Source organism: Methylomonas sp. 2BW1-5-20, assembly GCF_052474515.1.
This window is the reverse complement of record NZ_CP184127.1, coordinates 3817770-3843068: the sequence shown is the minus strand read 5'-3', so window position 1 is coordinate 3843068 and position 25299 is coordinate 3817770. Positions and strand designations below refer to the sequence as shown.

At 53.0% G+C, this 25299-nt stretch carries 20 protein-coding genes; 11 read left to right on the top strand and 9 right to left on the bottom strand.

All coding sequences use genetic code 11. From position 1 onward, the window contains the following. The first annotated feature begins 77 nt into the window (after positions 1-77). The 4 genes from rho to ACH50O_RS17695 all read left to right on the top strand — a co-directional run bounded on the left by rho (position 78) and on the right by ACH50O_RS17695 (position 3896). Positions 78-1334 (top strand): transcription termination factor Rho, encoded by a 1257-nt coding sequence (gene rho, locus ACH50O_RS17710; protein ID WP_036275080.1) that lies wholly within the window; start codon positions 78-80, stop codon positions 1332-1334. 232 nt (positions 1335-1566) lie between these two features. Beyond that, complete coding sequence (locus tag ACH50O_RS17705; RefSeq protein ID WP_446809072.1) at positions 1567-3237, top strand: ABC transporter ATP-binding protein/permease; 1671 nt, start codon at positions 1567-1569, stop codon at positions 3235-3237. Between the two features lie 66 nt (positions 3238-3303). Then, entirely contained in the window at positions 3304-3501 is a 198-nt protein-coding gene (locus ACH50O_RS17700; RefSeq protein ID WP_446809071.1) for a hypothetical protein, read from the top strand. Positions 3502-3671: 170 nt separating this feature from the next. Further along, positions 3672-3896 carry a hypothetical protein gene (locus ACH50O_RS17695; protein ID WP_446809070.1) on the top strand — a complete coding sequence of 75 codons (225 nt, stop codon included), beginning with the start codon at positions 3672-3674 and terminating at the stop codon, positions 3894-3896. Between the two features lie 4 nt (positions 3897-3900). Here the strand turns inward: ACH50O_RS17695 and ACH50O_RS17690 are convergent, their stop codons facing one another. Together ACH50O_RS17690 and ACH50O_RS17685 are read right to left on the bottom strand one after the other, a co-directional pair. After that, complete coding sequence (locus tag ACH50O_RS17690) at positions 3901-4356, bottom strand: molybdenum cofactor biosynthesis protein MoaE (protein WP_446809069.1); 456 nt, start codon at positions 4354-4356, stop codon at positions 3901-3903. Between the two features lies 1 nt (position 4357). Continuing rightward, a complete protein-coding gene (locus tag ACH50O_RS17685; protein WP_446809068.1) occupies positions 4358-4591 on the bottom strand; it encodes a MoaD/ThiS family protein in 234 nt (77 codons plus the stop codon). Between the two features lie 52 nt (positions 4592-4643). On the opposite strand from ACH50O_RS17685, the gene moaC reads away from it, so the two are divergent. Further along, positions 4644-5123, top strand: coding sequence for a cyclic pyranopterin monophosphate synthase MoaC (moaC, locus tag ACH50O_RS17680; RefSeq protein WP_446809067.1), 480 nt, complete (start codon positions 4644-4646; stop codon positions 5121-5123). Positions 5124-5205: 82 nt separating this feature from the next. Then, entirely contained in the window at positions 5206-5640 is a 435-nt protein-coding gene (locus ACH50O_RS17675) for a SirB2 family protein (protein ID WP_446809066.1), read from the top strand. Positions 5641-6270: 630 nt separating this feature from the next. On the opposite strand, the gene ACH50O_RS17670 is transcribed toward ACH50O_RS17675, so the two are convergent. The 7 genes from ACH50O_RS17670 to rlmH form a co-directional block, all read right to left on the bottom strand. Beyond that, a complete protein-coding gene (locus ACH50O_RS17670; protein ID WP_446809065.1) occupies positions 6271-7305 on the bottom strand; it encodes an IS30 family transposase in 1035 nt (344 codons plus the stop codon). Positions 7306-7399: 94 nt separating this feature from the next. Then, entirely contained in the window at positions 7400-7981 is a 582-nt protein-coding gene (locus ACH50O_RS17665; RefSeq protein WP_446809064.1) for a hypothetical protein, read from the bottom strand. 5 nt (positions 7982-7986) lie between these two features. Next, complete coding sequence (locus ACH50O_RS17660) at positions 7987-8805, bottom strand: carbon-nitrogen hydrolase family protein (RefSeq protein WP_446809063.1); 819 nt, start codon at positions 8803-8805, stop codon at positions 7987-7989. Positions 8806-8893: 88 nt separating this feature from the next. After that, entirely contained in the window at positions 8894-12694 is a 3801-nt protein-coding gene (locus ACH50O_RS17655; protein WP_446809062.1) for a YhdP family protein, read from the bottom strand. Positions 12695-12703: 9 nt separating this feature from the next. Beyond that, a complete protein-coding gene (rng, locus tag ACH50O_RS17650) occupies positions 12704-14161 on the bottom strand; it encodes a ribonuclease G (RefSeq protein WP_446809061.1) in 1458 nt (485 codons plus the stop codon). Next, the gene (locus ACH50O_RS17645) at positions 14158-14733 is read right to left on the bottom strand and encodes a Maf family protein (protein ID WP_446809060.1); all 576 of its coding nucleotides are present in this window, start codon (positions 14731-14733) and stop codon (positions 14158-14160) included. Before ACH50O_RS17645 ends, rng begins: the two co-directional genes overlap by 4 nt. Positions 14734-14737: 4 nt before the next feature. Then, complete coding sequence (rlmH, locus tag ACH50O_RS17640) at positions 14738-15202, bottom strand: 23S rRNA (pseudouridine(1915)-N(3))-methyltransferase RlmH (protein WP_446809059.1); 465 nt, start codon at positions 15200-15202, stop codon at positions 14738-14740. A 325-nt stretch (positions 15203-15527) separates the two neighbouring features. Between rlmH and ACH50O_RS17635 the strand changes: the two genes are divergently transcribed. The 5 genes from ACH50O_RS17635 (at position 15528) to ACH50O_RS17615 (ending at position 25174) form a co-directional block, all read left to right on the top strand. After that, positions 15528-17000, top strand: coding sequence for a complex I subunit 4 family protein (locus tag ACH50O_RS17635; RefSeq protein ID WP_446809058.1), 1473 nt, complete (start codon positions 15528-15530; stop codon positions 16998-17000). 303 nt (positions 17001-17303) lie between these two features. Further along, positions 17304-20501 carry a DUF2309 domain-containing protein gene (locus tag ACH50O_RS17630; RefSeq protein WP_446809057.1) on the top strand — a complete coding sequence of 1066 codons (3198 nt, stop codon included), beginning with the start codon at positions 17304-17306 and terminating at the stop codon, positions 20499-20501. Positions 20502-20503: 2 nt separating this feature from the next. Beyond that, complete coding sequence (locus tag ACH50O_RS17625) at positions 20504-22075, top strand: proton-conducting transporter transmembrane domain-containing protein (protein ID WP_446809056.1); 1572 nt, start codon at positions 20504-20506, stop codon at positions 22073-22075. Beyond that, a complete protein-coding gene (locus ACH50O_RS17620; RefSeq protein WP_446809055.1) occupies positions 22072-23613 on the top strand; it encodes a complex I subunit 4 family protein in 1542 nt (513 codons plus the stop codon). Before ACH50O_RS17625 ends, ACH50O_RS17620 begins: the two co-directional genes overlap by 4 nt. Continuing rightward, a complete protein-coding gene (locus ACH50O_RS17615; protein ID WP_446809054.1) occupies positions 23606-25174 on the top strand; it encodes a complex I subunit 4 family protein in 1569 nt (522 codons plus the stop codon). Before ACH50O_RS17620 ends, ACH50O_RS17615 begins: the two co-directional genes overlap by 8 nt. Positions 25175-25299 lie beyond the last annotated feature (125 nt).

The window sequence follows — 25299 nt, the reverse complement described above, 5'->3', positions numbered from 1 at the left end:
CTAATTTATCCAACAACCACCTTCCGCTGTAAACGGCTTTCTGCTGTTTTGCATTTCTTTCATTTCCCTTAATCAACATGAATCTTACCGAGTTAAAACTTAAACAAGTTACTGAAATTATCGCGATTGCCGAGTCCTTGGGGCTGGAAAATATCGACAGAGCCCGAAAGCAGGAACTGATTTTTGCAATCCTGAAAAAACAGGCGAAAAGCGGCGAAGATATTTTTGGCGATGGTGTTTTGGAAATACTGGCGGACGGTTTCGGTTTTTTAAGGACTCCGGGGTGTTCGTATCTGGCGGGACCGGACGACATCTACGTATCGCCCAGTCAAATCAGACGGTTTGGCTTGCGCACCGGCGATACCGTCAGCGGTAAAATTCGCCCACCGAAGGAAGGCGAACGTTATTTTGCGATGTTGAAGGTGGAAAGTATCAACTTCGAATCGCCCGAACAATCCAAAAATAAGATTTCCTTTTCCAACCTTACCCCGCTGTTTGCCAATAAACGTTTCCGATTGGAACAAGGCAACGGTACCAGCGAAGATTTAACTGCCCGCATCATCGACTTGATTGCCCCTATTGGTAAAGGCCAGCGCGGCCTGATCGTTTCGCCGCCGAAAGCCGGTAAAACCATGATCATGCAAAGCATCGCCCACGCGATCGCCGAGAATAATCCCGAATGTTATCTGATCGTGTTGTTGATCGACGAGCGTCCGGAAGAGGTCACCGAGATGGAGCGTTGCGTGCGCGGCGAAGTGGTTTCCAGTACCTTCGACGAGCCGGCGACCCGCCACGTGCAAGTAGCCGATATGGTGATCGAAAAAGCCCGCAGGATGGTGGAGCACAAGCACGACGTGGTTATCCTGTTAGACTCGATTACCCGTCTGGCCCGCGCGTACAACATGGTAGTGCCGTCTTCCGGCAAATTGCTGTCCGGCGGTGTTGACGCCAATGCGCTGGAAAAACCCAAACGCTTTTTCGGTGCGGCGCGGAATATCGAAGAAGGCGGCAGTTTGACCATCATCGCCACCGCACTGGTGGAAACCGGCTCGCGGATGGACGAGGTGATCTTCGAAGAGTTCAAAGGTACCGGTAACATGGAACTGCATCTGGAGCGGAAAATTGCCGAAAAACGGATTTACCCCGCGATCAATATCAACCGTTCCGGCACGCGTCGTGAGGAATATCTGGTCGATCCCGACGAGCTGCAAAAAACCTGGATTTTGCGCAAAATTCTGCAACCAATGGACGAGTTGGCGGCATCCGAGTTTTTGTTGGGCAAACTCAAAGACTTTAAAACCAACGCTGCATTTTTTGATTCGATGAAGCGCTAAGCGCAAAACGCCTGTACCGACGAGCGTTTTAGCGCTCGTCGCAAACTCGTCAAACATCTCCACCTCTGTTTTTTCTCTTTTTTGTTATAAAACACAAAAGCCTAGCCTTAGTCTGATGCGCGGGCAGCAGCGCATCAGCACATTTGATGGTTATCGATGCGATTAATTTTGTTATATTGCGCGACGACCTTAAATGAGGAGTATGGCCTTGCGCACAACCAGCAAATTTTTTATGCAATTCGTCCGATTGGCGGGCCCTTTCTGGTGCTCGGAAAATAAGACCACTATCCGGACTTTATCGGCGTTTTTGGTTGCGTTGACAGTGGCGCAGATTGCGGTGTCGGTCATTATTACCGAGTGGAGCGCCGACTTATTCGATGCGCTGGAACAGCGCTCGATGTCGAGGCTGTTTACGCAAGTAGGACTAATCGTATTGATTTTTATCGCCAACATGGCGATTACCGCGAGTCATCTGGTTGTCAAACGCCGTCTGCAATTGAGTTGGCGCGGTTGGCTAACCGACAAATTGATCGGTCAATGGATGCGCGACGGCCGTCATTATCTGGTTACGCACATTCCGGGGCAGCATGACAATCCCGACGGTCGGATTGCGGAAGATATCCGGATTTCCACGGAATATGCCATCGATTTATTACATACCTTCTTTTATTGCCTGTTATTGCTAACCAGTTTCACCGAAATTTTGTGGACTCTATCCGGCACGGTCACCCTGAATCTGGGCGTACTTGAAGTACCGATTCAGGGCCATTTGGTCTGGTTGGCGCTGATTTATGCGGCGAGTGCATCGACTTTGGGTTGGTGGATAGGCCGGCCCCTGACCATGGCTACCGACAACAGGCAGACCGTGGAAGCCAATTTCCGTTTTGCGTTAGTCAAGGCCCGCGAAAATGCGCAAGCAATTGCCTTGATCCACGGCGAGCGCCATGAGAATCCACATTTTCACCGCTTGTTCGGAAATATTGTCGATGCCTGGAATCAGCAAACTCATGCCTGGCAGCGTATAACCATGTTTAGCTCCGGGTACTCGATATTGTCGATGGCGTTTCCGATTCTGGTGTCGGCGCCGCGCTATATTTTGGGGACTATCAGTCTGGGCGCGTTGATGCAATCGGCACAGGCTTTTCAGCAAATGGTCGCGGCCCTGTCCTGGCCGGTTGACAACATGGGGAAGGTGGCGGAATGGCGCGCCTCCGTCGAGCGGGTATTGGGCTTGAGCAAGGCTTTGGAGCAACTGGAACGCGAAATAGCCAAGCCCGATCCGTATCGGATTCGTTTGGTGAAAAGCGACAAATCTGTATTGGCATTTCGCGATTTATGCATTTCGCGTTTGGACAGAATCGTCTGCGTGTCTACCCTCAACGAAGAAATCAAGGCTGGAGAGCGTGTATTGATTGCCGGTAATGCGTTTTCCGGCAATAAGCTGTTCAAAGCGATTGCCGGCCTGTGGCCATGGGGAGAGGGCGCAATCGAATTGCCGGATGATGAGACTATGTTTTTTATGCCGCCGCGGCCCTATTTACCGACCGGTACCTTGCGCGCTTCGATTTGTTACCCTTCCGACCCCTCGGCCTTCGATCAGCAGGTATTGGAAAATACGTTGGAATTGGCCGGTGTGAAAGAGCTGAAAGAACAGCTCGATCAAGTTGCGGATTGGGAGAAGAACCTTGAGCGCGAACAGAAACAGCGTTTGGGCTTGGTGCGCTTGTTGTTGCACAAACCTAAGTGGATTTTAATGCAAGAAGCTTTCGATTCGCTTGATCCCGAAGGCGAAGTGGATATGGTCAACCTTATCCATAGAAAACTTTCGGATTCTGCGGTGCTGACCATTACCAAGCAGCCTAATATACAAGCTTTGTATAAGCGCCGGATTACGCTCTGTTAAGCGGTAGCCGGGTCGATGCTCATACCCCCGGCATGGCTCGGGTGAGCTGGGTTATTCACGACGGCTTTGTCATTCAATGATTCCATCGTGGAGAGGGGCAGTTTTCAATTCGATATCATGTGCGTCGGCTACGCGGCTGCTCACTTGGCGGTATTCGAGAAGTTTTTGGTCTGGTTTTTCTGGGGCAATGAAGCCGCATTCATGCCGCAACGGGGTCTGCGGACCGGTATTGAACAAGTGTGGTTGCCGAACAAGTTTGCTTGAAAACCTTTGGCAACGAAATTTTTTCGTACTGTAAGTGGGGATTTTCAATTCTGAATCGTCTTATAGATAAGGGCGGAATGGCTGTCGCTTTAGCGAGGCATGAGTTAGCCTAAAGTAATGATCTCAGGTGCATTATGAAAACAAGACGATCTCGATCCAAAGCGAACAGCATGTCTCAGGAAGCGTTAGACGCCAGCTTCCCCTCGGCACGCTATTTCCAGGTTCACTTCGAATATCTACATGAAACCATTAACGATTTGAAGCAGCAGGTTAATCAGGCCAACCAACAAATTACCGAACTCCGGCAGCAACTGCACGCCGGTGCATTAGGCGATATTGGCGCGGCAAACTATGTCGTCGATAGTCAATCGGTGAGCAATCTGCGCCAATCCTAACGCATCAGTTTTGCTGTTTGTAACCATCGCTATTTTTCTCGACCCAGCGTGCGCTACCTGACTCTAAGGTTTCTCGCTTCCAAAACGGCGCCTGACTCTTCAAATTTTCCATAATAAAACGACTGGCGTCAAAAGCGTCGCCGCGATGTTCAGACCATACCGCGACCAGCACCAGCGTATCGTTGGGCCATACCTGACCGAGGCGATGAATGACCAGCGCATCCAAAAACTGCCACTGACTTCGCGCCTGTTCAATGATGTGTAGTAATTGCTTTTCGGTCATGCCTGGATAATGTTCCAGATACATGCTGCGGACGTTATCGCCCTGATTGAAATCGCGCATACTGCCGACGAATACGCTAGTGGCGCCGTATTTTCCGGCCATACCATCGGCTTGCGATTGGTAGTCGGTGAGTTCTCGCCAGGGGTCGAAGGTTTCGGTATATAGCTTGATAGTCATCTCAGCCTCCGGTAACAGGCGGGAAAAAAGCCACCTCGTCGCCATCGTTAGCCTCGGCGTCTAAGCCGACATATTCCATATTGATAGCCGCCAATACGGCATCCGGCAGCGGTGTATTCGGATTGGCCCGCCGCCATATGTCCCTTGCGGGGAGCGGCGCTTCAATGTTTAGCTCGTCGCAGTCGCGGCCAACCGAATCCTTCAAACTTGCAAAGTAAAGTACTTTAATCGACATCTTTATTCACCCGGTAATACAATGCGTGGAATTTCCACTCGCTCAGTATGCCATGTCCGAATCGTCGCTCACTCATTTTAATGCCGCCGGTGAAGCCCATATGGTTGATGTCGGCGACAAAGCTGTCACGCAACGGCAGGCCGTTTGCGAGGGTTATATTGAAATGCAGCCGGAAACGCTGGCTCTGATTGTGGCAGGTAATCACAAAAAGGGGGATGTATTGGGCATTGCGCGGATTGCCGGCATTATGGCCAGTAAAAAAACCGCCGATCTGATTCCTTTATGTCATCCCTTGCCGATTACTCACGTCGAGATTAACTTGCAGCCGCATACCGAGTTGCATCGGGTATATTGTCGAACAACGGTGAAAACTGCCGGCCAAACCGGCGTGGAAATGGAAGCACTCACTGCGACTCAGATTGCCTTGTTGACCGTGTACGATATGTGCAAGGCCGTTGATCGCGGTATGGTGATACAAGGTGTTAGGGTATTGGAAAAGCGCGGCGGCAAATCGGGGCATTGGAAAATATAGTAAAAATTAGGTATTCAATTTTGCCGGGAAAATAGTTTCTACCAATTCTATGCCGGCTTAACGCGTGTATCTTAGAGTTTTTATGGTGCCGAATATAAATACGGCATTTAAAATTCTTTTGTTATCATCATACTTTTATTCAACCTATGCCATTGCTATGAAACATTTACATCTTTTATTTGTAACGCTCGTTATTATCAGTTTTATTTGGCGAGTGTATTTGGCCGAGAAAAAGCCTGAGTTGTTGGCGGAAAAGTGGCTGAAAATTTTGCCGCATGGTTTAGCTACCGGCTTATTGCTGTCCGGAATAGTCTTGGTAGTGCAGGGCAATTGGTTGTCCACTTCCTATGCTTGGATTGTCGGCAAATTGTTCTTAATGCTTGTATTTATTGGCCTGGGTATTTTCACAATGCGAGAACAAGGTAAGCGGCGTTGGATATTCTTTGCGGGTGCGATATTTTGTTTTGCGTACATTATAAAAGTCGCTTTTGCCAAACAATTTCTATTTTTTCTTTAAACCAATTCGGCATAGAGCCCAGGTGTGCCCAATTCTGTGTTGTAAATTAGGCGGCGCGCCGATTCCAAGGATTATAAGTATGGGTTTAGCAAGCCCGTGTAACCAGCCAACGATCGTCAGGTGACAATTGATGATCAAGTTTGAATAATATAAAGCTCTACCGAATATCCAGAAATAATCTGTCCGCGGAATTGTCGTAACTTGAAGGGTGCGGTAATTTTAAAAGTGCCGTGCTCGCCGCATATCTTTAAAGCTTTGGGATCTTATTGATAGTGCGTCACGGTAATTTTTTAATAAAAAGCGTATGGTATTTCCACTGCAAAATACCGGAGAACAACATGAAAGCCTTAATTAGCTCAAAAAACTACATGCCATTGTCGCAGCAGATTCATCATTCCTTCTTTTCCGCAAAAGGCTATGATCCGTTCGGCAATTTAAAATCGCATGACGGGTACGCAATGCACGACTCGTATTTTCAATATAATAAGCACATTGCGTCGGCGATAACTCATCAAAATTGCCAAATTACCTTTCTCAGTAAATTTACCAATTTCTGAATATACTTGACGTATTGGCTAAATCGGCCGATTAATAGGGGCGGATTCAAAACCGAAGTGCAACACCACGCTATTAATGAATGAGATTTGACGGTTGTGAGCTGTTCAGCAGTAATTCCCTGTAGACAGCAAGCGGGCAGCGTACCCCAAGACCTTTTCGAGGGCGAGCGTTAATTTGATCGGCAATCGTATCCAGTTGTTGCTGGGTGTAGCCTGATAGATCGGTGCCCTTAGGTAAATACTGACGGATCAAGCCGTTCATATTTTCGTTGGAGCCGCGCTGCCAAGGGCTATGGGGATCGCAGAAGTACACGGCAATGCCGGTATTCGCAGTTAACTGCTTGTGTAAAGCCATCTCGCGGCCTTGGTCATAGGTCATGCTCAACCGCATTGGTTGAGCAATGCGGTTGAGCATGTCGGTAAAGGCTTGCAGCACGTTAGCGGCACTGGCAGGCTGCGGATGGGGTAGTTTGATCAACATTAGCAAGCGACTGGTCCGCTCCACCAAGGTACCCACCGCACTGGCGTTGGCCGCGCCTTTGATGAGGTCGCCTTCCCAATGTCCCGGAAACTGGCGATCTTCGATGTCGGGTGGTCTTAGATGGATGCTGAGCATGTCGGGTATCTGGCCGCGACGGTCTTGTCCTTTGCTGCGGGGGACACGTCTGTTTTTAGCCTGGCGCAGGCAGGCAATCAGGTCACGTTTTAGTTCGCCGACCGGTTGCGCATAGATGCAGTTGTAAATGGTTTCGTGTGACACGCGATACTCATGGCCTTTGGGATAAAGCTGTGCCAGCACCAGTGCGATCTGCTCCGGCGACCAGCGAAGTTGCAGAAAATACTGGACGACGCCAAACAGCAGTCCCTCAGCATGCAGCTTCTCTCGTGGACGCGATTGACGCCGACGACGTTGACAGGTTTGCTGTGCCTGGACACTGATGTAATGATCGCCCGCACCATTACGACGAAGCTCTCGGCTAATGGTACTGGCGGACCGTTGCAGAACCCGTGCTATCGCCCGAAGACTGTAGTTTTGTTGCTTCAGGCTGCTGATCGTGATGCGATCTTCAGGCTGAAGCTGTTGATAATGTTTTGAGGTGGATTCCATGTGCATACCTTACTGGTGTTTGGGGTGTTGCACTTCGGTTTTGAATCCTCCAGGTTTTTGCCTGAAATGCGAGGCCAAATCAGGCGCGGTCTGTTTATTTTTCCGGTTTCTGTTCCGGTTCGCGGTTGATAATTTTTTCGTCAATGATTTTGTGTAGTAAGCGGATCAGTTCTGCGGAACCGTCTGAATCGGCATCTACCGCATCCGGCTTACTAAGTGCGGCATTGACCGCGATGCCGGCGATCTCTTCCTTCAGGGTGATGTTGTATTCGGCCTCGTCGTAGTGATTGCTGATTAGCGACCGCAGCAAGCCCACGTCTTTACCGCTGGTATCCGGATCGTAACGGACCTGAAAGCGGTTCTCGTCCTGATTTTTATCCAGTACCTCGATGTCGCTGATTTTCAGCGCGGTAGAGATCATCTCCCAAGCGCGATCTCGACGGGTTTTCAAGGTTAGTAAGGGTTTGCCCGCATTGTCGGTAAATGCCATCAAATTAGCCAAGGCCGACTTGGGTTTCAAATCGTCCGCTGCCACCGCCGGTTGTGGATTAGTGTGTTCTATCGGCAAAACCGGCGGCAATTCTAGATGATGGGTATCGCGATATTTGTCCGGTGCGTCCGCGCAAGCCGCCAGCAACAAACAAGGCAGGCCGTAAGTCAAGGTTCTAAACAACATAAGGCTTACTCGCAAAAAAAACGTCTATGTTCCAGCACCGGGAAAGACAGACGGGTTTTTTCCAGACGGCTTTTATCGATTTCGGCGCTGACGAAGCCGGGGCCGGTTTTATAACAATCCAGCACCACGCCCCAAGGATCGATCACCATGCTATGACCATAGGTTTGCCGGCCGTTCATATGAAAGCCGCCCTGATTCGGCGCAATCACATAGCAGAGGTTTTCGATCGCGCGGGCTCGCAACAATACTTCCCAATGCGCGGCGCCGGTTTTGGCGGTAAATGCCGAAGGAATGACCAATATATCCAAGCCTTGCCGGGTCATTGGCCGAAAAAATTCCGGAAAACGCAAATCGTAGCAAACCGCGACGCCCAGACGGCCGAACGGAGTATCGATTACACAGGATGTGTCGCCCGCTTCCACCGAATCGGATTCGCGGTATTCCTCGGCGGTATCCGGCACGCTGACATCGAACAAATGCACTTTGTCGTAACGCGCGACTCGTTCGCCCTGCTCGTTGTAAATCAGGCAGGCGGCGCGAACCTTGTTGGGTGCGACGGCCTGCATCGGCATTGTGCCGCCGACCACCCAAACGCCGTATCTTTTCGCGGTAGCGGCCAAAAAATCCTGAATCGGCCCTGAGCCGTCCGGTTCGCTGACTTTAACCTTGTCGTACTCGTTAAGCCCCATGATGGCAAAATTTTCCGGCAAGGCCACCAGTTTCGCGCCGGCTTTCACTGCTTCGGCGATTTGTCTCTCGGCTTCGAGCAAATTGGCGCTGACTTGCGGTCCTGAGGCCATCTGGATGGCGGCACATATGGTCATGAAATGTCCCTGTTTATAATTGTTGTCGATAACGTAAACTAAGGGGAGGCTTGGCCGTAGCCGCCGTTCAAAGTAAGGCCGCTACCGCTCACTTACTCAGTGAATCCAGCCAGCCGCCGGTTAAACCGCGCCAAGCTTTTTGCACCAAGCCATCCTGATCGTGCAGCGGCGTGACCTCGACATTTCCCCAAGGCCCGGCAAGTTTGTATTGCGAGCCGAAAAAATAACCTTCTTTGTAATCGTCCGTTACTACCTGCGTAATGATAGTGGCGATACCGCCCACGATTGTACCAGCAATAGGCACCGCCCCGGAACTCTTGGGCACCACCGCGACCCGGTGGTCCATGGTCTTTTTCACCAGATCCGCGGTTCCGGCTATGCTAAGTTTCGCCGACACAGCGTCGATCAATAAATTGTCGGTATAGGCCAGACCGTTGCTGATTTTAAAGTCTCCGGTAATCTGGTCGAAGGCCAAACCCTGCCGATAGACGTCGGTAAAATCCAAGCTTAAGCGTTTGGCCCATTGTTCCATCGCGATTAGTCCCAGCAGGCGGCCGAAGCCCGGTTCGATACTGGAAATGCGGCCGTCACTGAATTTTAGCTGCATTTGCCCGGTGAGATTGGCCATGGAAAATTGCTGCGGCGCGCCGCGCCAACCGCCGTTGAAATTGATCTCGGCGTGCGTGCCTCTCAAGTCGTCGGTAAAACCCAGTTGCGACAGAAACAAGCCAAAACCGTTCATGTTGAGTTTGCCGGTCAATTGTGTCGAACTGCCGCCAACCAGTTTGATCCAATCCGCGCTGAAATCCATCGTGCCGGCGACGCTGGCCAGTTGTACGTGTTTGAAGTGGATGCCGTTGATCAGCCTTTCGGTATTCAACTTTAAACTGCCTAAATCCACGCCGCGCCATAATAACTGTTTGCTGTCGACATCGATTAATGGCAAATCGGTGACAACTTCTTCCGCGGCATCGAAATTCAGATTATCCATCGCCGATAGATTCAGATAGTCCATCTGCAACTTGATGATGTTGGAGCCGCCGCGTTGATCCGGCAGCGTCAGCTTGCCGCGAGCCATCGCACTGTCCAGCGTGGCTTGCCAAGCCTGATTCACATGCTGTAGCCGGCATTTTAACGCGCCTATGTTTTGGCCTTGCCAGATCAGTGCGTCGGTATCCAGAATGACTTCTTTTAACGGCGGCAAACGCTGCTGAGTTTCGTTGTCGGTGAAGGCGGCTAGTGCGTCCGACAATTTGAATTGCGGCTGGGTGATTTGCAGTTTCAAGCCCGCCGGTTCAAAAAAATCAGCCTGTTCGTGGCCGAATACGATATGTCCCGAATGCAGCTGATTTTGTTTGCCGTCGACGAGTAGTGCCGCGTTCAATTCCTTGCCGTAATGAATTTGTAGCGGTAAATAGCTGCTGTCATCGAATTGGAAACGTAAATTCAACGCCTGTTCTTGGTCGGCGGATTTGGCAAGTTCGTCATGAGTATTGATTGTCACACCTTGTAAGTTGCTGCTTATGTTCAGCGTAGACGGTTGGGTCGCGGTGTAAGGCAGCGTCAGTACCGCCTGATAGTTTAAGCGGCCGTCCGCGACTTGGTTTTTCAGGAAACTGAATTGCTTTTCCAGGCGATCGATGTCGGTTACGCCGTCTAGCAGCAATTTCGTGGCGCTGGTGTCGCTTTGAAGCAAGCCGTGAATTGGATAACCCAGGGTGTTGGCTTCGATACGGTTACTGCTCACGCGGTCTTCGGTAAACCGCAGAACGCCGGTAATATCGCTAACGGCAAGATCGACCGGTTTGACAGTCAAGCGGGCTTTGTCCAAATGCGCGTCTACTTTAACCGTGGTCGGTAGAGTCTCGTAATAGGCGATTTTTAAATCCAGATCGACTTGAGTATCGCCGTCCGGCGCCAGGACTTTTGCCAGCGGCTCGACCTTGGCTCGTAACGGAGTTTTTTGCAAATACTGCAAGCTTTGCGGCAACTTGCTTTGTACTTGGCCCAGCACGTAAACATAATTGCTTTCGGCCAGATCGGGAATCGATACCACGGCTTGATTAATATCGACATTTTCGCTGCGGCCGCCGTCGATCGCAACTTGCAAGTCTGCGCCGAGGAACTGTACGTCGGCATGCACAGCGCGCAAATGCGGCCATAAGGCGTTGAACTGGATTTCGCCCTCGTCTATCGCAAACACCACTTCGAATTGCCCTGGACTTTTGCTGAACGGAAAGTCGTCCAACTTGCCGTTCAGCAGCATTTCGCCCTTGTCGATGCGGCCGCCGACGAAGGCGTCGTCCAGCCACGCTACCGCATCCTTGCCCATGATTTTGGCCGGCAGGTACTGCGGCACTTTGCTGATGTCCTTGAAATTGCCGAAGCGGGTATGCATATCGATAACAGCGCTGTCGTTATTTTTCGGAATGCTGAGCTGCAGACGGGTTTGGGTTTGAAAGGCTTCGCTGTCCAGCTGCATATTTTCGCTGGAAATTTGCCAGTCGCTATCGGTTTGCCGCCAATCTAGGCGACCTTGCAGGCGGGGAATCTCCAGGCTGCTTCTGAACATTTGCGCGGCATTAAACTTGGCGTTTTTACTGTCGAATATCAGTTGCCCTCCCCGATCGCTGGCACTGATGGATCCGCTCAGCTCCTGTATTTGCGGCATATCGCCTTGCGCATCGTTGCCAAGCTGGCTGAAACGTCCGCTAAGCGCATAGCGCTGTGAGCTGCTGTCAAGATAAAACGCCAGATCTTGCAAAATGCCGCGCGGATTGAATTGTAGCCATTTGCTCAAATCGCTATGCTCTGCCGGCAAAAACGGCGGAACTAAATGCATCAAGGCTTGTAAATTCAACTGCTTGATTACGCCGCCCAGCTTGCCTTGCGCGTCCTGTTGCAGATATACCTCGCCATCCCGCCAGCGCTGATGATTCGCAAATATATTGACATTGTAAGCGCTCCAGCGTTGCCGGCCATCTTGCTCGCTCCAGCCCAGATTGCCTTCGAAGGTGTCCAATTGCAGCATTTTGCTCTGCTGTCCGGCGATTTTAATCTGCTGGGCTTGCAGATAGCCGCTGACTTGGTAAGGCACGGAATCTCGCCATTGGCTCCAGATGCGGATGTCGCCGGAGCCGGATTCCAAGCGCAAACCCAGCGGCAATTCCTCTATCAGCCAAGCCGGGCCCTGCAGATTGCTGCCTTCGACATACAGGTCGCCGTTAATGGCGTTGGCCTGGAAGATATTGCCGTTGAGTATGGCGGAAATCCGCAAGCTATCGCCGTATTGCTCTGGTAAGCTGCTAAGCAGATGGATCTCGTGGCTTTGATCCAAATAGTGGTTTTTGATCACCAAATCGAATTGTTCGACGGTGACCGGCTGCCGATGCCGTTTCAGATCCTGCCAAGCCACCTGGCTTTGCAGAATTTCGTATTTACCGCCCTGCAACAGCCAAAGCGGTTGCTCGTCGCTGCTTTGCAGGCCTTTGATGCTCAGGCTGCCGTCCTCGTTGCGCAAAATATCCAGTTTGGCGCCAACCAGCGTTACCCAGCTGGCGGCCATCGGGTCTTGAGTCAGCAGCAATTCCAGTAAATCGATGCCGATCCTAACTTCCTTAAGGCGAATGGCGGGTTTGGCCTTGGCATCCGCACCTTCGATGGCGATTTCGCGCAGCAGCAATTCCGGACTGAAGCCGCGCATATTCGCCCCCAGTCTGCCGATATGCAGCGGAATACCGGTGGTCTCGCGGACTTTTTGTTCCAGGACGGTACGGTAGTCGGCAATATCGAACAGAAAAATTCGTACCGCAGTCAAGACTAGGGCTATCGCGATTAGCGACCAAAACAGCAGATGGCGAGTGGCCCGGGTAACGTGGTGAATAACCAAAATAGCCGCCTATAACAGCACCACGTCGTAGTGCTCCTGATTGTATTCGGCTTCGGCGCGGATTTTGATGCCGACCTTCAAAAACACTTCCAGCTCTGCGAGCATGTCGGCTTCCTCGTCCAGCAACATTTCCACCACTTGCTCGGAAGCTAGTACCAGGATCTGTTGGACGCTGTATTGTCTGACCACCCGAATAATCTCCCGGAAAATTTCCAGGCAAATCGATTCCGGGGTTTTCAGCACGCCACGGCCGCCGCAGGTCGAGCACGGCTCACACAGAATGTGTTCCAAGCTCTCGCGCGTGCGTTTACGGGTCATTTCCACCAGACCCAGCGCCGAAACCTCGGTGATCTTGGTCTTAGCGTGATCCTTGTCCAGATTGCGTTGCAATGCAGTCAATACTTGCTTCTTGTGATCCTCGCTTTGCATATCGATGAAATCGATAATGATGATGCCGCCCAAATTCCGCAGCCGCAGCTGGCGGGAAATAGTCTGTGCCGCTTCCAGATTGGTCTTGAAAATGGTTTCTTCCAGATTGCGGCCACCGACGTAGCCGCCAGTATTGACGTCCACGGTGGTCATCGATTCGGTCTGGTCGAACACCAGATGGCCGCCGGATTTGAGTTTGACTTTGCGGTCCAGCGCCTTGCTGATCTCGTCCTCGACATTGTAAATGTCGAACACCGGCCGTTCGCCGGAATAATGTTCGATCACCGAAACGATTTCTGGGACAAAGGTTTCGGCAAATTCGACCAGCCGTAAAAAAGTTTCTTTGGAATCGACCCGGATTTTCTCGATGCCGTCTTTATATAAATCCCGCAAGGTGCGAATGCTGAGAGGCAAATCTTCGTGAATCAGGGACTTGACCTTGGCCTTTTTGCTTTTATCCAGGATGGACTCCCAGAGTTTATGCAAAAAAGTCATGTCCGAGTACAGAATCACGTCTTCCACGCACTCGGCGGCGGTGCGGGCGATGAAGCCGCCCGGTACCTGATGCTTTTGTTGATAGGCTTCGATGCAAGCACGCAAGCGGGTACGTTCGGCTTCGCATTCGATGCGTTGCGAAACTCCGGAGTTGCCGGCGTAGGGCATGTAAACCTGGTAGCGGGAGGGGATGGAGATGTCGGTGGTCAGACGGGCGCCTTTGTTGCCGAGCGGATCCTTGGTGACTTGCACCACCAATTTTTGGCCTTCCTTCAAATAATGTTCGATATTTTCAGAGGCTTTTTCGGCCAGTTCCTGGCTGCTGAAATCGGATAAATGTAAAAACGCCGCTTTGTCCAGGCCAATGTCGACAAAGGCCGCCTGCATCCCAGGCAATACCCGGCATACCTCGCCTTTGTAAATGTTACCGACCAAGCCTTTTTGCCGCACCCGCTCGATAATCAGTTCTTGCAGTACGCCGTTTTCGATCACCGCCACCCTGGTTTCCGGCGGCGTGACGTTGATTAATATTTCTTCGCTCATTGGATTACATCTATGCCTGCTAGGCTTAATAATTGCGCTGTTTCGTAGAGCGGCAAGCCCATCACCCCGGAAAAACTGCCGGTGATCGATTCGATAAACACGCTGGCCAGGCCTTGAATTGCATAGGCTCCGGCCTTGTCACAAGGTTCACCGGTTTGCCAATAGCTGACGATTTCCTGATGGCTCAAGGGTCTGAAGCGCACTTCGCTAATGCTGAGTGCCTGCCAGTGTTGCTCTCCGCGTAAGGATACCGCGCTATACACTTGATGGTTGCGGCCGGATAAATGGCTCAGCATTTCAATAGCATGTTGTAAATCGTCGGGTTTGCCGAGGATGCGGCCGTTGCAAATCACGCTGGTGTCCGCAGCCAGTACCGGTAAATCAGTAGCGGTTGTCGCCAGACAGAGCGCGGATTTTTCCGCAGCCACCCGCTCGACGTAAGCCGCCGGCGTTTCGCCCGGCCACGGTGTTTCGTCGATGTCGACCGCCATGATACTGTGACGGATGCCGATTTGCTTGAGCAATTCACTGCGGCGCGGCGAGGCGGAAGCCAGGATCAGTTGTGGGTGCATGCGCTTAACGATGATAAGGGTGATTGTTCAATAGACTCCAGGCCCGGTAGATTTGTTCAGCGACAATGACGCGGACCAAAGGATGCGGGAAGGTCAGCGGCGATAAACTCCAGGATTCCTGCGCCAGGTCGCGTACCTGCTGAGATAAGCCTTCCGGCCCGCCTATCATCAACGCGACCGGCTGACCGTTACCTAGCCAGCGTTGCAGCGCTTGCGCCAGATTCGGGGTGGTCCATGGCTTACCGGGAATATCCAGCGTCACCACGTGCGCCCGGCTCGGCAATGCCGCTATCATGCGTCCTCCTTCGTCCTTGGTTATCCGGGCAATGTCGCCGCTACGGCGTTTGTCCGGGGCGACTTCCTTGAGCAGCAACTCGCATTCGCGCGGTAGCCGCTTGGCATATTCATTATAACCTTGCTGCACCCAGTCCGGCATCTTGTTGCCAACGGCGATCATGTGTATTTGCATGGTAGTTAAAGGCTATCAGCTCGCGGGAAACCGGGATGAAGAACTCGGGCGGAATTCATGCGTTTGGCTTTTATGAGGTCTTCCGAGCTATTGTCGTTATGCAACAGCATGACGATGTTGCGCATATTAAGGATCTCCAAGATCCTGTTATTTTTTGAAGCGCGTAGGGTACACGAAGCATTCGGCTTTGCGAAATCGGACGCTAAGGTTCAAGGCGTGAGCGTTAGAGCTTGCTTCGGTTTATTTAAACCAATTTTTTGCCGAATTGGCTTTTTTCAACCAAATGTCGTTAGAATGTTTGCTGTATTGAACTTAAACGATAACAATGGTGATGCTAAGCGCGCTGTTATGGACCCCGGCGCTGGGGGCAATATTGCTGGTACTGGTCTCAGGCCGGAACAGCCGATTGATCAGAATTGTAGCTAATGTATTCAGCTTGGCGGCTTTGCTGCTGGCTGGTTTGCTATTGGCCGAGTTCGACGCCGCCGACACCGCGCTGCAATTTAGCGAGTTCTATCCGCTTAATCCCAAGCTCGGCAGCGCTTACGCGCTGGGTGTGGACGGTCTGTCTATGCCGATGCTGGTCCTGGCGACCTTATTAACTTGTATTTCCCTGCTGGCCTCCTTCTCCCTGTCCGATAGCATCAAGGGCTATCACATTTCCATTCTATTGTTGGAATTCGGCATGCTCGGCGTATTCATGGCGCAGGACTGGGCGCTGTTTTACATCTTCTGGGAAGTCACCTTAATCCCACTGTTTTTCCTGATCGACCGCTGGGGCGGCAAACGCCGGCATGCCGCCAGTTTGAATTTTGTGTTGTACACCATGGGCGGCTCGGTGTTCATGTTGCTGAGTCTGCTGGCGATCAGTCAATACGATTTGGAAAACCAGGGTTCCTTGATGGCCTCGATGGGCCAAGCCGCGCAAAACATGCCGGAGGTCGAACAAGTGCTGGTGCTGCTGGGGTTTCTGATTGGGTTCGGCGTGAAAATGCCGATCTTTCCCTTGCATGGCTGGCTGCCGCTGGCTCACGTCGAAGCGCCCAGTCCGATCAGTATCCTGCTATCCGGCATTCTTTTGAAAATGGGTGCCTACGGCTTGTTGCGCTGCGCGGTGATGCTGCCGGTGGCCGCCAAATTGATTCAACCATTGTTGGTGTTTCTCGCCTTGTTCGGCATGATCTACGGCGGCTTGCTGGCCTGGCGGCAGCGCGATCTGAAAGCCATGGTGGCTTACTCGTCCTTGAGCCATATGGGCGTGGTGTTGCTGGGCATCGCCGCGCTGAATGAAACCGGCTTCACCGGCGCGATATTGCAAATGACCGCGCACGGCCTGATCGCCGGCGCCTTGTTTTTGTTGGTGGGCCTGCTTTACGAACGCACCCATACCCGCAATATCCAGGATTACAGTTCGCTGGTGCAGGTTATGCCGCGCTTCGCCACCTTGACCACCTTGACTTTGCTGGCAGCCATGGGCCTACCCGGTTCCGTGGGTTTTATCGCCGAACTGCACACTTTGATAGGCGGCTTTCAACAATGGGGCGGCTTGATGGTGTTTTTTAGTTTAAGCATTTTGATCAGCGCGGCTTATGCGATGCGCACTATCGGTTTGCTGTTCACCGGGCCGGTCAAACCACAGATGCGGGACATTGCCGATTTAAAATCGCTGGAATTGATGGCATCCGGGGTGTTAGTCGGCAGCATTGTGTTGTTCGGTTTATTGCCGGCGCCTTTGATTGAGTTGTCTACGGCGACGGTGGGGAAGATGTTGTTGGTGATGGGGGAAAGATTGCCGTGAATACAACCCTTGCCGCTGGAAGGGCTTCGTTCCCGTATGCCGCGCCGAGCACCGAAGCTTTTGCCGAGAATAGCCCGTTAGGGGAGCGGCAGGGATGCCGCTCGTTTTCGGAGGGGCTGGGAAGCCCCTTCCGAAAACCCTCGGCAAAAGCTTTGGCGCGCAGGAGTCAAGCGGCATTCGGGTCGCCTTTTCTTTGGATACTTTCTTTTGGCGATGCAAAAGAAAGTATCTCGGCTGTCGGTCCGAGAACCGGCATTAAAACAGCCGTCGCGCTAGCGACACCGTTCAGAGGCTGAAAGTATTATGGCATCCTCTACAAACGCTCTATCCCCCCGGCAAATCATCATAGACGCGATCAATCACCTGGATCATGTGTTGCCGGGACAAGCGCCGATTCACGATTTCGTGCATCACAATACCTTGCATGGTTTTCAACACCTGCCGTTCGAACAAGCGCTGGCGGAATTTACCCAGCTAACCGGTATTAGTTGTTATCTGTCCGCCGAACAGTTTCGGGAGTTTTATGCGCAGGGCCGGATAGCCGATGAAGATATTGATGCCGCGTTGGCGCAGCAATTTGCGGATGCGCTGGACACCGAGATTTGCAATGTCAATGGCAAGACCATTACTCAAAAAATGCTTTACCGGCTGGCATTGTTAAACGAGTTGCTGGCGCTGACGCCCGGGCAATTCGATTGGCAAGTGCTGGAGTTAGGTGTTTTGGATAGGCCGGCTGCCGCTGGCGAAACCTCTCGCGAATTGTGGAATGCCCTGCTTGCCAAGCTTGGCTTACACATGCCTGATTTGCATCCGGAAGATTTTCTGGATCTGTCCGCCGAGCAAATCCGGCAATGGCTGCCGGATATGGCGAATGCCGGTGCGGAGCAGCATCTGCGCCAATACAGCGAGGAGAGTGTGGCAAAGCTGTTTTCGCGGGTCGGCGACAGTTTGACCGTGCGCGGTTTGCTACTGGCTTTGACCGGTAAGGATATTCTTGACTCGGTGCGCCCGCAATTGATTCGTTTGTGCGCGTCCTTGCTGGACGAAGGGCTGGCGGCCTGGCGTTTGCCTAAGCGGGAAGATCTGGGTTTGTATCAGGCCTGGCGCGAGAGTTTAATCTACGATGCCCAGCCGGTTTTTCAGGAACTGAATGATTGGCAAGCGGTTACCGCAGCGTTGCCGGCCGAGGCTATCGACGCCATCGCGCAACAGTTGACTGCGCTTGCTGTCCCGGAACAACGCTGGGCAGGGTATTTGCAAAGACTGGCCTTGGAATTACCGGGTTGGTCCGGCTTGATCAACTGGCGTCAGACCCACCCGGATTATCAAGCAGACGACGACACGAAGCCCTTATTGGCCGATTACCTGGCGATACGCTTGACCCTGGACCGGCTTTACGCCGAACAGCTTTGCCGTCGGCAATGGCATTGCGAGGCGCAACTGGACAAGCTGCGCGGCTATTTTTCGAAAAACCTGGCGGAGTTTTCAGTCAGGCAGGCCTTATTTCAGGGCCAATTGCCGGAGTATCTGGCACTGGCGGCGCAATCGTTATTAAACGAGGCATCGCGAGACAAGCAGGCCTGGCAGACCTTGGCCGAACGGATCTGGACTTGGCAACTCAGCCCGCTGGCGCCCTCGGCCCTGAGTATTTATAACCAGGGTTGGCGGCTGTTTCGCGTCTGCCAATTGCTCGGCTTGACCGCAGGTGCGATACAGCATTTGGAACAGGCGCGACTGTTGGAATGCTTGGGCATTATCGATGCTTTCAGCGAAGCGGATCGCAGCACTATCTGGCTGAACGCTTACGAACGCCACTATCAGCAAGCGCTACTGCAGGCATTGCATGCCAATCATGATAGAGGGCGTTGGGCGCAACGCGACAGACGGCCCGAGGCGCAAATCGTGTTTTGTATGGACGACCGCGAGGAAGGTATCCGCCGCCACTTGGAAGAACTCAATCCGGCCATCGAAACGCTGGGGGCCGCTGGGTTTTTCGGCGTGCCGATGAATTATCAAGGCCTGGATGACAGCAAATTGACGGCGCTGTGTCCGGTAGTCGTGGTGCCGGCGCACAATGTTCAGGAGTGCAGTCAACCCGGCCAGGAAAAAGCCTTGGCCCGGCACCGGCAAGGCCGTAATCTGAAGCAACGGCTTGCTGATTTGCTTCATCATGGCTTGCGCCACGATGCGCTGCTGGCGTATCCGGTGATTAACGCCATGGCGCCGTTTACCTTGCTTGGTCTACTGGCGAAAAGTTTCATTCCGAAAACTCAGCATCAGTTGCTGGCTGCGGCAGCGAAAAGGATCGCGCCCGATGTGGCCTCGCAATTGAGTTTTACTGCTACCGACAGCACTACTCCGGCTACATCGCAACAGCCGCGCCAGGGTTTTACCGACCAGGAACAAGCCGACCGGATCGCCGGGTTTTTGCGAAATACCGGTTTGACCTATGGCTTTGCCGAATTGGTGGTGCTAATGGGCCACGGCTCGATGAGCCAAAACAATCCGCATTTATCCGCTTACGATTGCGGAGCCTGCAGCGGGCGGCATGGCGGGCCGAATGCGCGGCTGTTCGCTGCGATGGCCAATCGCCCAGAAGTCCGACAGTTGTTAGCTGAGAGAGGTATTAAAATACCGGACGATACCTGGTTTATTGGCGCCGAACACAACACCTGCGACGAAGACATCACGTGGTATGACAGCATTGCCGTGCCAACCGAGCGGCAAGCGGCTTTCAATAAATTTATGCAGCAGATGCAACACGCACAGCGTATGTCTGCTCACGAACGTTGCCGGCGTCTGGCTTCTGCGCCGCGCCGGCCAGAACCGCAACAGGCTTTGCGGCATTTTCTGGAGCGCGCGACCGACTTTTCGCAAGCCCGCCCGGAGTTAGGCCACGCCACCAATGCCGCCGCGTTGGTCGGCAGACGCGCTTTGACGCAAGGCGCATTTTTCGACCGCCGCCTGTTTTTGATCTCCTACGATCCTAGCCAGGACCCGGACAGCACGGTGTTGGAAGGCATCCTGCTGGCGGTGGGTCCGGTCGGTGCCGGCATTAATCTGGAATATTATTTTTCCACCGTGAATAACGAGAGGCTGGGTTGCGGTTCGAAAGTACCGCACAATCTGACCGGTTTTTGCGCTGTGATGGAAGGTGCCGGTAGTGATCTGCGTACTGGCTTACCCAGGCAGATGATCGAGATTCACGAAGCGATGCGCCTGCAAATCATCGTCGAGGCTAACACCTCGGTGTTAGAAGAAATTTATGGTCGACAAGAAAGCTTGCGGGAATTGATCGGCGGCGGTTGGGTGCATCTCAGTGCCAAAGATCCGGACAGCGGCGAGATATTTGTTTTCCAACGCGGCGTCGGCTTTGTACGCTGGCAACCCGGCGACGTCGATCTGCCGCTGCGGGACAACTCTCCGGATTGTTATCGCGAGGAAACCCAGCCGGTGGCGCCGATGCTGATCAAACAGCCCGATTTAATGGGAGTTGTTTGAATATGGCAGCTTATGCAACCCTGATTCCCTTGTTTCCGCTACTGGCCGCGCTGCTGATTGGCGGCCTGCACTTTTGCCGGATTATCGACGGCGAGGCCGGCGAGAAAACCACCGCCAGGCTGGCTTTGACGGCTATCAGCCTGTCGGCGCTGACGGCCTTAGGTTTGTTGATAGCCGATTTATCCGGCCTGCTTCCCGATTCGGTGTCCTACGGCACCTGGCTGCGTAGCGGTACGCTGACCGTAGACTGCACGCTAATCACCCACGGCTTTAATCTGGTTTTGGCGAGTTTGTTTTCCTTGCTGCTGCTGGTGGCGATACGTTTCTCGGTGAATTACCTGCACCGCGAGGCCGGCTTCCACCGCTTCTTTTTCATCCTGACTCTATTTGCGGCGGCGATGCTGCTGTTGGTGTTGTCCGGCAACGCGGTGTTTACCTTTATCGCCTGGGAAATCGCCGGGGTTTGTTCGTATTGGCTGATTGCGTATGCCTACGACAGGCCAATCGCCGCACATAACGCCACACGCGTGTTTGTCACCAATCGCATCGGTGACGGCGGCTTTATTCTGGCCATTGGCCTGGCTTTGGCTTGGCTGGAAAATACCGACTGGCAAACGATCAATAACAGCGCGGTCGATCTGGAATCGGGCGATGCCACCTTGCTGGCGTTGGGTTTTACCTTGGCGGCATTTGCCAAATCCGCGCAGATTCCGTTCACACCCTGGCTGGCGCGGGCGATGGAAGGGCCGACGCCATCTAGTGCCATTTTTTATGGCGGGGCGATGATTCATGCCGGGGTATTTTTAATTATCCAATTGCAGCCCTTATTTATGCAGGCGCCGCTGGCGATGCTGTTGTTGACCGTGATCGGCACACTGACGGCGATTTATAGCTATTGGGTGGGTTTGAGTCAGACCGACATTAAAAGCTCGCAGATTTTTGCCACGTCCGCGCAACTGGGCTTGATGTTCGTCGAATGCGGGCTGGGGTTTTGGAGCTTAGCGGCCTGGCATCTGTGCGCGCATGCCGTGGTGCGCTGCTATTTGCTATTAACCGCCCCATCTATTCTGCACAATACCCACGGTCAACCGACCCAGCCAGTGGCACCAGCGCTGGCGAATTGCCGCTGGGCATTTATCGCTTCCTTGCAGCGCGGCTGGCTGGAGCCGGCTATTGATTGGCTGGTGGTCAAACCGGTTTTGCGCTTGGCCAAGGATGCGCGTTACATCGACGCGCACATCGTCGATCCTGCTCTGGGCGCACCGGCGCCGGCTATCAGGGCGGTGTCGTCCTTGGCGCAATGGGAAGAACAAAAAATGGGTGCCAACCTGGATAGCCAGGAAGATAGTTTCGCACAAGGCAGCGGTTTGGCCGGCAAGCTGGCGCAATGGACGGCAGCCTTACTTAATTGGTTTGAATATCACTTTATTCTGCGCGGCATCGGTCGCGATTCAATCCGATTCGGCCGGCGACTGGGTCAGGCCGCAAACCGCTTCGAGCAATTGTTGTTACAGCCGCGCTATCTGGCCTTGTTCGTGTTGATCACCTTGATGGTAGCGCTGGGATACCGATGAATACCCCTATTGTTTTCTGGCACGTAGTGGCGGCGGTGCCGCTGTTGACGGTGTTGACCCTGGTGCCGCTGCTGGCCATGTTGGCGGTAGTTTTCGCAAAGCCCATTTACAGCGTGCGGCTGGCCTTCGGTGGCGCCTTGCTGAATGTGTTGCTGAGTATTTATCTATTGCTGATATTCGATTCCGAAACGCCCGGCATCCATCTTGCCGAACATTTCCATTTTCTCGGCATGAGCTACCGGGTAGGAGTAGACGGCACCAACATTCTGTTTATTCCACTGACAGCGATTTTAGGCTTGCTGGCATTGGTCTATACCTTGATCACCCGGCATCGCAACGACCGCCTGTTCATTGCCTGCCTGTTGGCCTATCAAGGCATTTTAATCGGCGCGTTTGCCGCGCTAAACACCCTACAATTCTGGTTCTGGTGTTTGCTGGAACTGGTGCCAGTGGTGTTATTAACGGTATTCGCCGGCACTGGCAAACAGCGCAACCAGGTGGTTAAAACAGTATTGCAATACTGGCTGTCCGGTTTGGCGATGAGTTTGGCCGGTTTTGTGTTACTGAGCTTTGGACTGGCGCAAAACGGCATGGAATTAAGCTTCGATTGGTTGACCTTGAAGCACCACAACCTGGCAATTCCCAATGAAACCCTGATATTTATCCTGCTGTTTTTCGGCTTTGCGATCCGTATGCCCTTGTTTCCGTTTCATGCATGGCTGCCCCTGTTAGCCGAGCACGGCACCGCCGCCAGCGCGGCCATGTTTCTGACCGGCTTGAAGTTGGGAATTTACGCCTTGATTCGTTTCATTCTGCCGCTGGTGCCGGGCGCCGCCGAGCAGTGGGTGCATTTTGTGGTCGATCTGGGCTTGATCGGCATTTTTTACGGTGCCTTGCTGGCGCTGATGCAAATCAATATGCGCCGATTGCTGGCGTTTGCGGTGATCAGTCATACCGGCATGTTGACGATTGGGGTGTTTTCCTTCAACGATTTTGCCCTGGAAGGCAGCATTCTATTGTCGATAGCGTATGGTCTGGCGACGGCCGGTATGTTGTTCAGTATCGGTTTGATTTACGAACGCACCCGCACCTCGTTCTTGCCGCGCATGGGTGGATTGTTCGAAACCAACTCGACCATTGCCTTGCTGTTTCTGATTTCCGCGCTCAGCACCATGGTCATGCCCGGCACGCCGGGTTTCGACGCGGCGCATTTGCTGATCGAAGGCGCTATAGAAGAGCACGGCTGGTACCTTGCTATTGCCATTTTATTGGGTAACGTGTTGGGTGCGGCATTCTTGCTCTGGGCGTTTCAGCGGCTGTTCATCGCTCATCCCAAACGCTTTGTGCAGCCCTACGGCAGCATTCATCATCCGGTAGTTAAGGAACGCATTATCGCCGTGACCATTTGCGGTTTGCTGATCGGCACCGGCTTTTACACCACGCCCTGGCTGAAATATATCGATCGGGAAGCCAAGGAAATTGGCGAACATTATCCAAAACATCACAGCCACCACATGAACGGCCCGCACCATGATTGATAGTTTCCCCTTACTGTCCTTGTGTCTGGCCTGGCCGCTATTGGGAGCGTTGTCGCTGGTATTTATCCAGGATAGCGAATCAGCCAAGCGCGGCGCATTGCTGGTTGCCGCGGTAGAATTAGTGTTTACCATTGCCGTGGCTTGGGTTTTCGATACTGCGCGCGGCGATTTTCAGTTGCAGGAAGACTATCCCTGGATACCCGGCCTGAATATCCATTATCAACTCGGCGTAGACGGTATCTCGATATTGTTTTTACCGATGACGGCCCTGCTGACCCTGATGGCCCTGCTGGCAAGCTGGAATAGCGTGCGGCATTTAAACCGCTTTCAGTTGGCGCTGATGCTGGCGCTGGAAAGCGCGACTATCGGCGTGTTTACCGCGTTGGATTTAGCCTTGTTCTTTCTGTTTTGGGAACTGACCTTGCCGCCGATTTTTTTCTTGATTGGTTTGTGGGGAATCGGCGCCGAACGGCGGTACGCGGCGATGAAATATACCTTATATATGCTGTTCGGCGGCGTGCCCTTGCTGTTCGGGGTTATTTTGCTGGCAATCAATCACGCGCAATTCGCCGGGGGGACAGTCCCGCAGGGTTTGGCTTTCAGTCTGCCGGTACTGCTGAATACGCCGCTAGCCGAGTCGGCGCAGGGTTTGATCTTTCTATTGCTGGTTTTGGGTTTTTCGGTAAAAGCGCCTCTGCTGCCGTTTCACACCTGGTTACCGACGACGGCGATGGAAGCGCCGACTTTTCTGAGTGCCTTGCTGGTGGGTTTAAAACTCGGCGTTTACGGCATTATTCGTTTTGCGATACCGCTGGCGCCGCAAGCGGCGCTGGAGCATCGCTGGCTGTTGGCGATACTCGGTGCGGTGACCCTGATTTACGGGGCTTTGATCGCGTTGCAACAAACCAATCTGCGCCGCCTGCTCGCTTATTCCAGCATAAGCCACGTTGGGTTGGTGATTGTCGGCATCGCCGCTTTTAATTTGCAAGCCCTGCAGGGTGCTACGGTGCAGCTGCTGAATTTCGGCATCGTCGCCGGCAGCCTGATGCTGATTGCCGGTATGATCCAGCAACGCCTGGGCAGTACCGATTTGGTCCATCTCGGTGGCTTAGCCAAACCCATGCCGCGTATGACCGTCTTGTTTTTTATGTTCGCGCTGTCCAGCATCGGCGTGCCCGGCACGAATGGTTTTCCCGCCGAATTGCTGATGATTCTGGGCGTATTGCAAACCTATCCGGCGCTGGCGGTGGTGGCTTTGTTCGGGGCTGTATTGGGCGCGGCGTATCTGCTGGGCTTTGTCAGGCGCGCGTTTTTTGGCCCGGTCGTTTACGACAGTGTGGCCGGAGCACAGGATCTACGCCCGCGCGAGCTGGCGCTGCTGGCCGTGCCGGTGTTGCTGGTATTGATGATAGGTCTGTATCCCCAATGGCTGTTGTCCTGGCAAGAAACCAGTTTGCAGTTGTGGTGCCAGCGGCTAAACGCGGCCACGCAGTTGATAACCGATTCGAAACAGACGTATCGTGCCACGGTCGTAGGAGTGCCGGGCGACGGCTCGATTTAACTTTCATACGCCGGTTAGTTCGGGCTTGGATCGCAAAGCGATTGCCATATAGTTTCGATTCGATATAGTATTGCTCGTAAAGATATTCTCTTTTGAACAAACAGTTCCGGATACGCTCTAGAACA

Bases quoted from the DNA above. Each gene is read 5' to 3' on its own strand.
- rho (WP_036275080.1), top strand. From the start codon at position 78: ATGAATCTTACCGAGTTAAAACTTAAACAAGTTACTGAAATTATCGCG.
- ACH50O_RS17705 (WP_446809072.1), top strand. From the start codon at position 1,567: ATGCAATTCGTCCGATTGGCGGGCCCTTTCTGGTGCTCGGAAAATAAG.
- ACH50O_RS17695 (WP_446809070.1), top strand. From the start codon at position 3,672: ATGTCTCAGGAAGCGTTAGACGCCAGCTTCCCCTCGGCACGCTATTTC.
- ACH50O_RS17690 (WP_446809069.1), bottom strand. From the start codon at position 4,356: ATGACTATCAAGCTATATACCGAAACCTTCGACCCCTGGCGAGAACTC.
- ACH50O_RS17685 (WP_446809068.1), bottom strand. From the start codon at position 4,591: ATGTCGATTAAAGTACTTTACTTTGCAAGTTTGAAGGATTCGGTTGGC.
- moaC (WP_446809067.1), top strand. From the start codon at position 4,644: ATGTCCGAATCGTCGCTCACTCATTTTAATGCCGCCGGTGAAGCCCAT.
- ACH50O_RS17675 (WP_446809066.1), top strand. From the start codon at position 5,206: ATGGTGCCGAATATAAATACGGCATTTAAAATTCTTTTGTTATCATCA.
- ACH50O_RS17670 (WP_446809065.1), bottom strand. From the start codon at position 7,305: ATGGAATCCACCTCAAAACATTATCAACAGCTTCAGCCTGAAGATCGC.
- ACH50O_RS17665 (WP_446809064.1), bottom strand. From the start codon at position 7,981: ATGTTGTTTAGAACCTTGACTTACGGCCTGCCTTGTTTGTTGCTGGCG.
- ACH50O_RS17660 (WP_446809063.1), bottom strand. From the start codon at position 8,805: ATGACCATATGTGCCGCCATCCAGATGGCCTCAGGACCGCAAGTCAGC.
- rng (WP_446809061.1), bottom strand. From the start codon at position 14,161: ATGAGCGAAGAAATATTAATCAACGTCACGCCGCCGGAAACCAGGGTG.
- ACH50O_RS17645 (WP_446809060.1), bottom strand. From the start codon at position 14,733: ATGCACCCACAACTGATCCTGGCTTCCGCCTCGCCGCGCCGCAGTGAA.
- rlmH (WP_446809059.1), bottom strand. From the start codon at position 15,202: ATGCAAATACACATGATCGCCGTTGGCAACAAGATGCCGGACTGGGTG.
- ACH50O_RS17635 (WP_446809058.1), top strand. From the start codon at position 15,528: ATGGTGATGCTAAGCGCGCTGTTATGGACCCCGGCGCTGGGGGCAATA.
- ACH50O_RS17630 (WP_446809057.1), top strand. From the start codon at position 17,304: ATGGCATCCTCTACAAACGCTCTATCCCCCCGGCAAATCATCATAGAC.
- ACH50O_RS17625 (WP_446809056.1), top strand. From the start codon at position 20,504: ATGGCAGCTTATGCAACCCTGATTCCCTTGTTTCCGCTACTGGCCGCG.
- ACH50O_RS17620 (WP_446809055.1), top strand. From the start codon at position 22,072: ATGAATACCCCTATTGTTTTCTGGCACGTAGTGGCGGCGGTGCCGCTG.
- ACH50O_RS17615 (WP_446809054.1), top strand. From the start codon at position 23,606: ATGATTGATAGTTTCCCCTTACTGTCCTTGTGTCTGGCCTGGCCGCTA.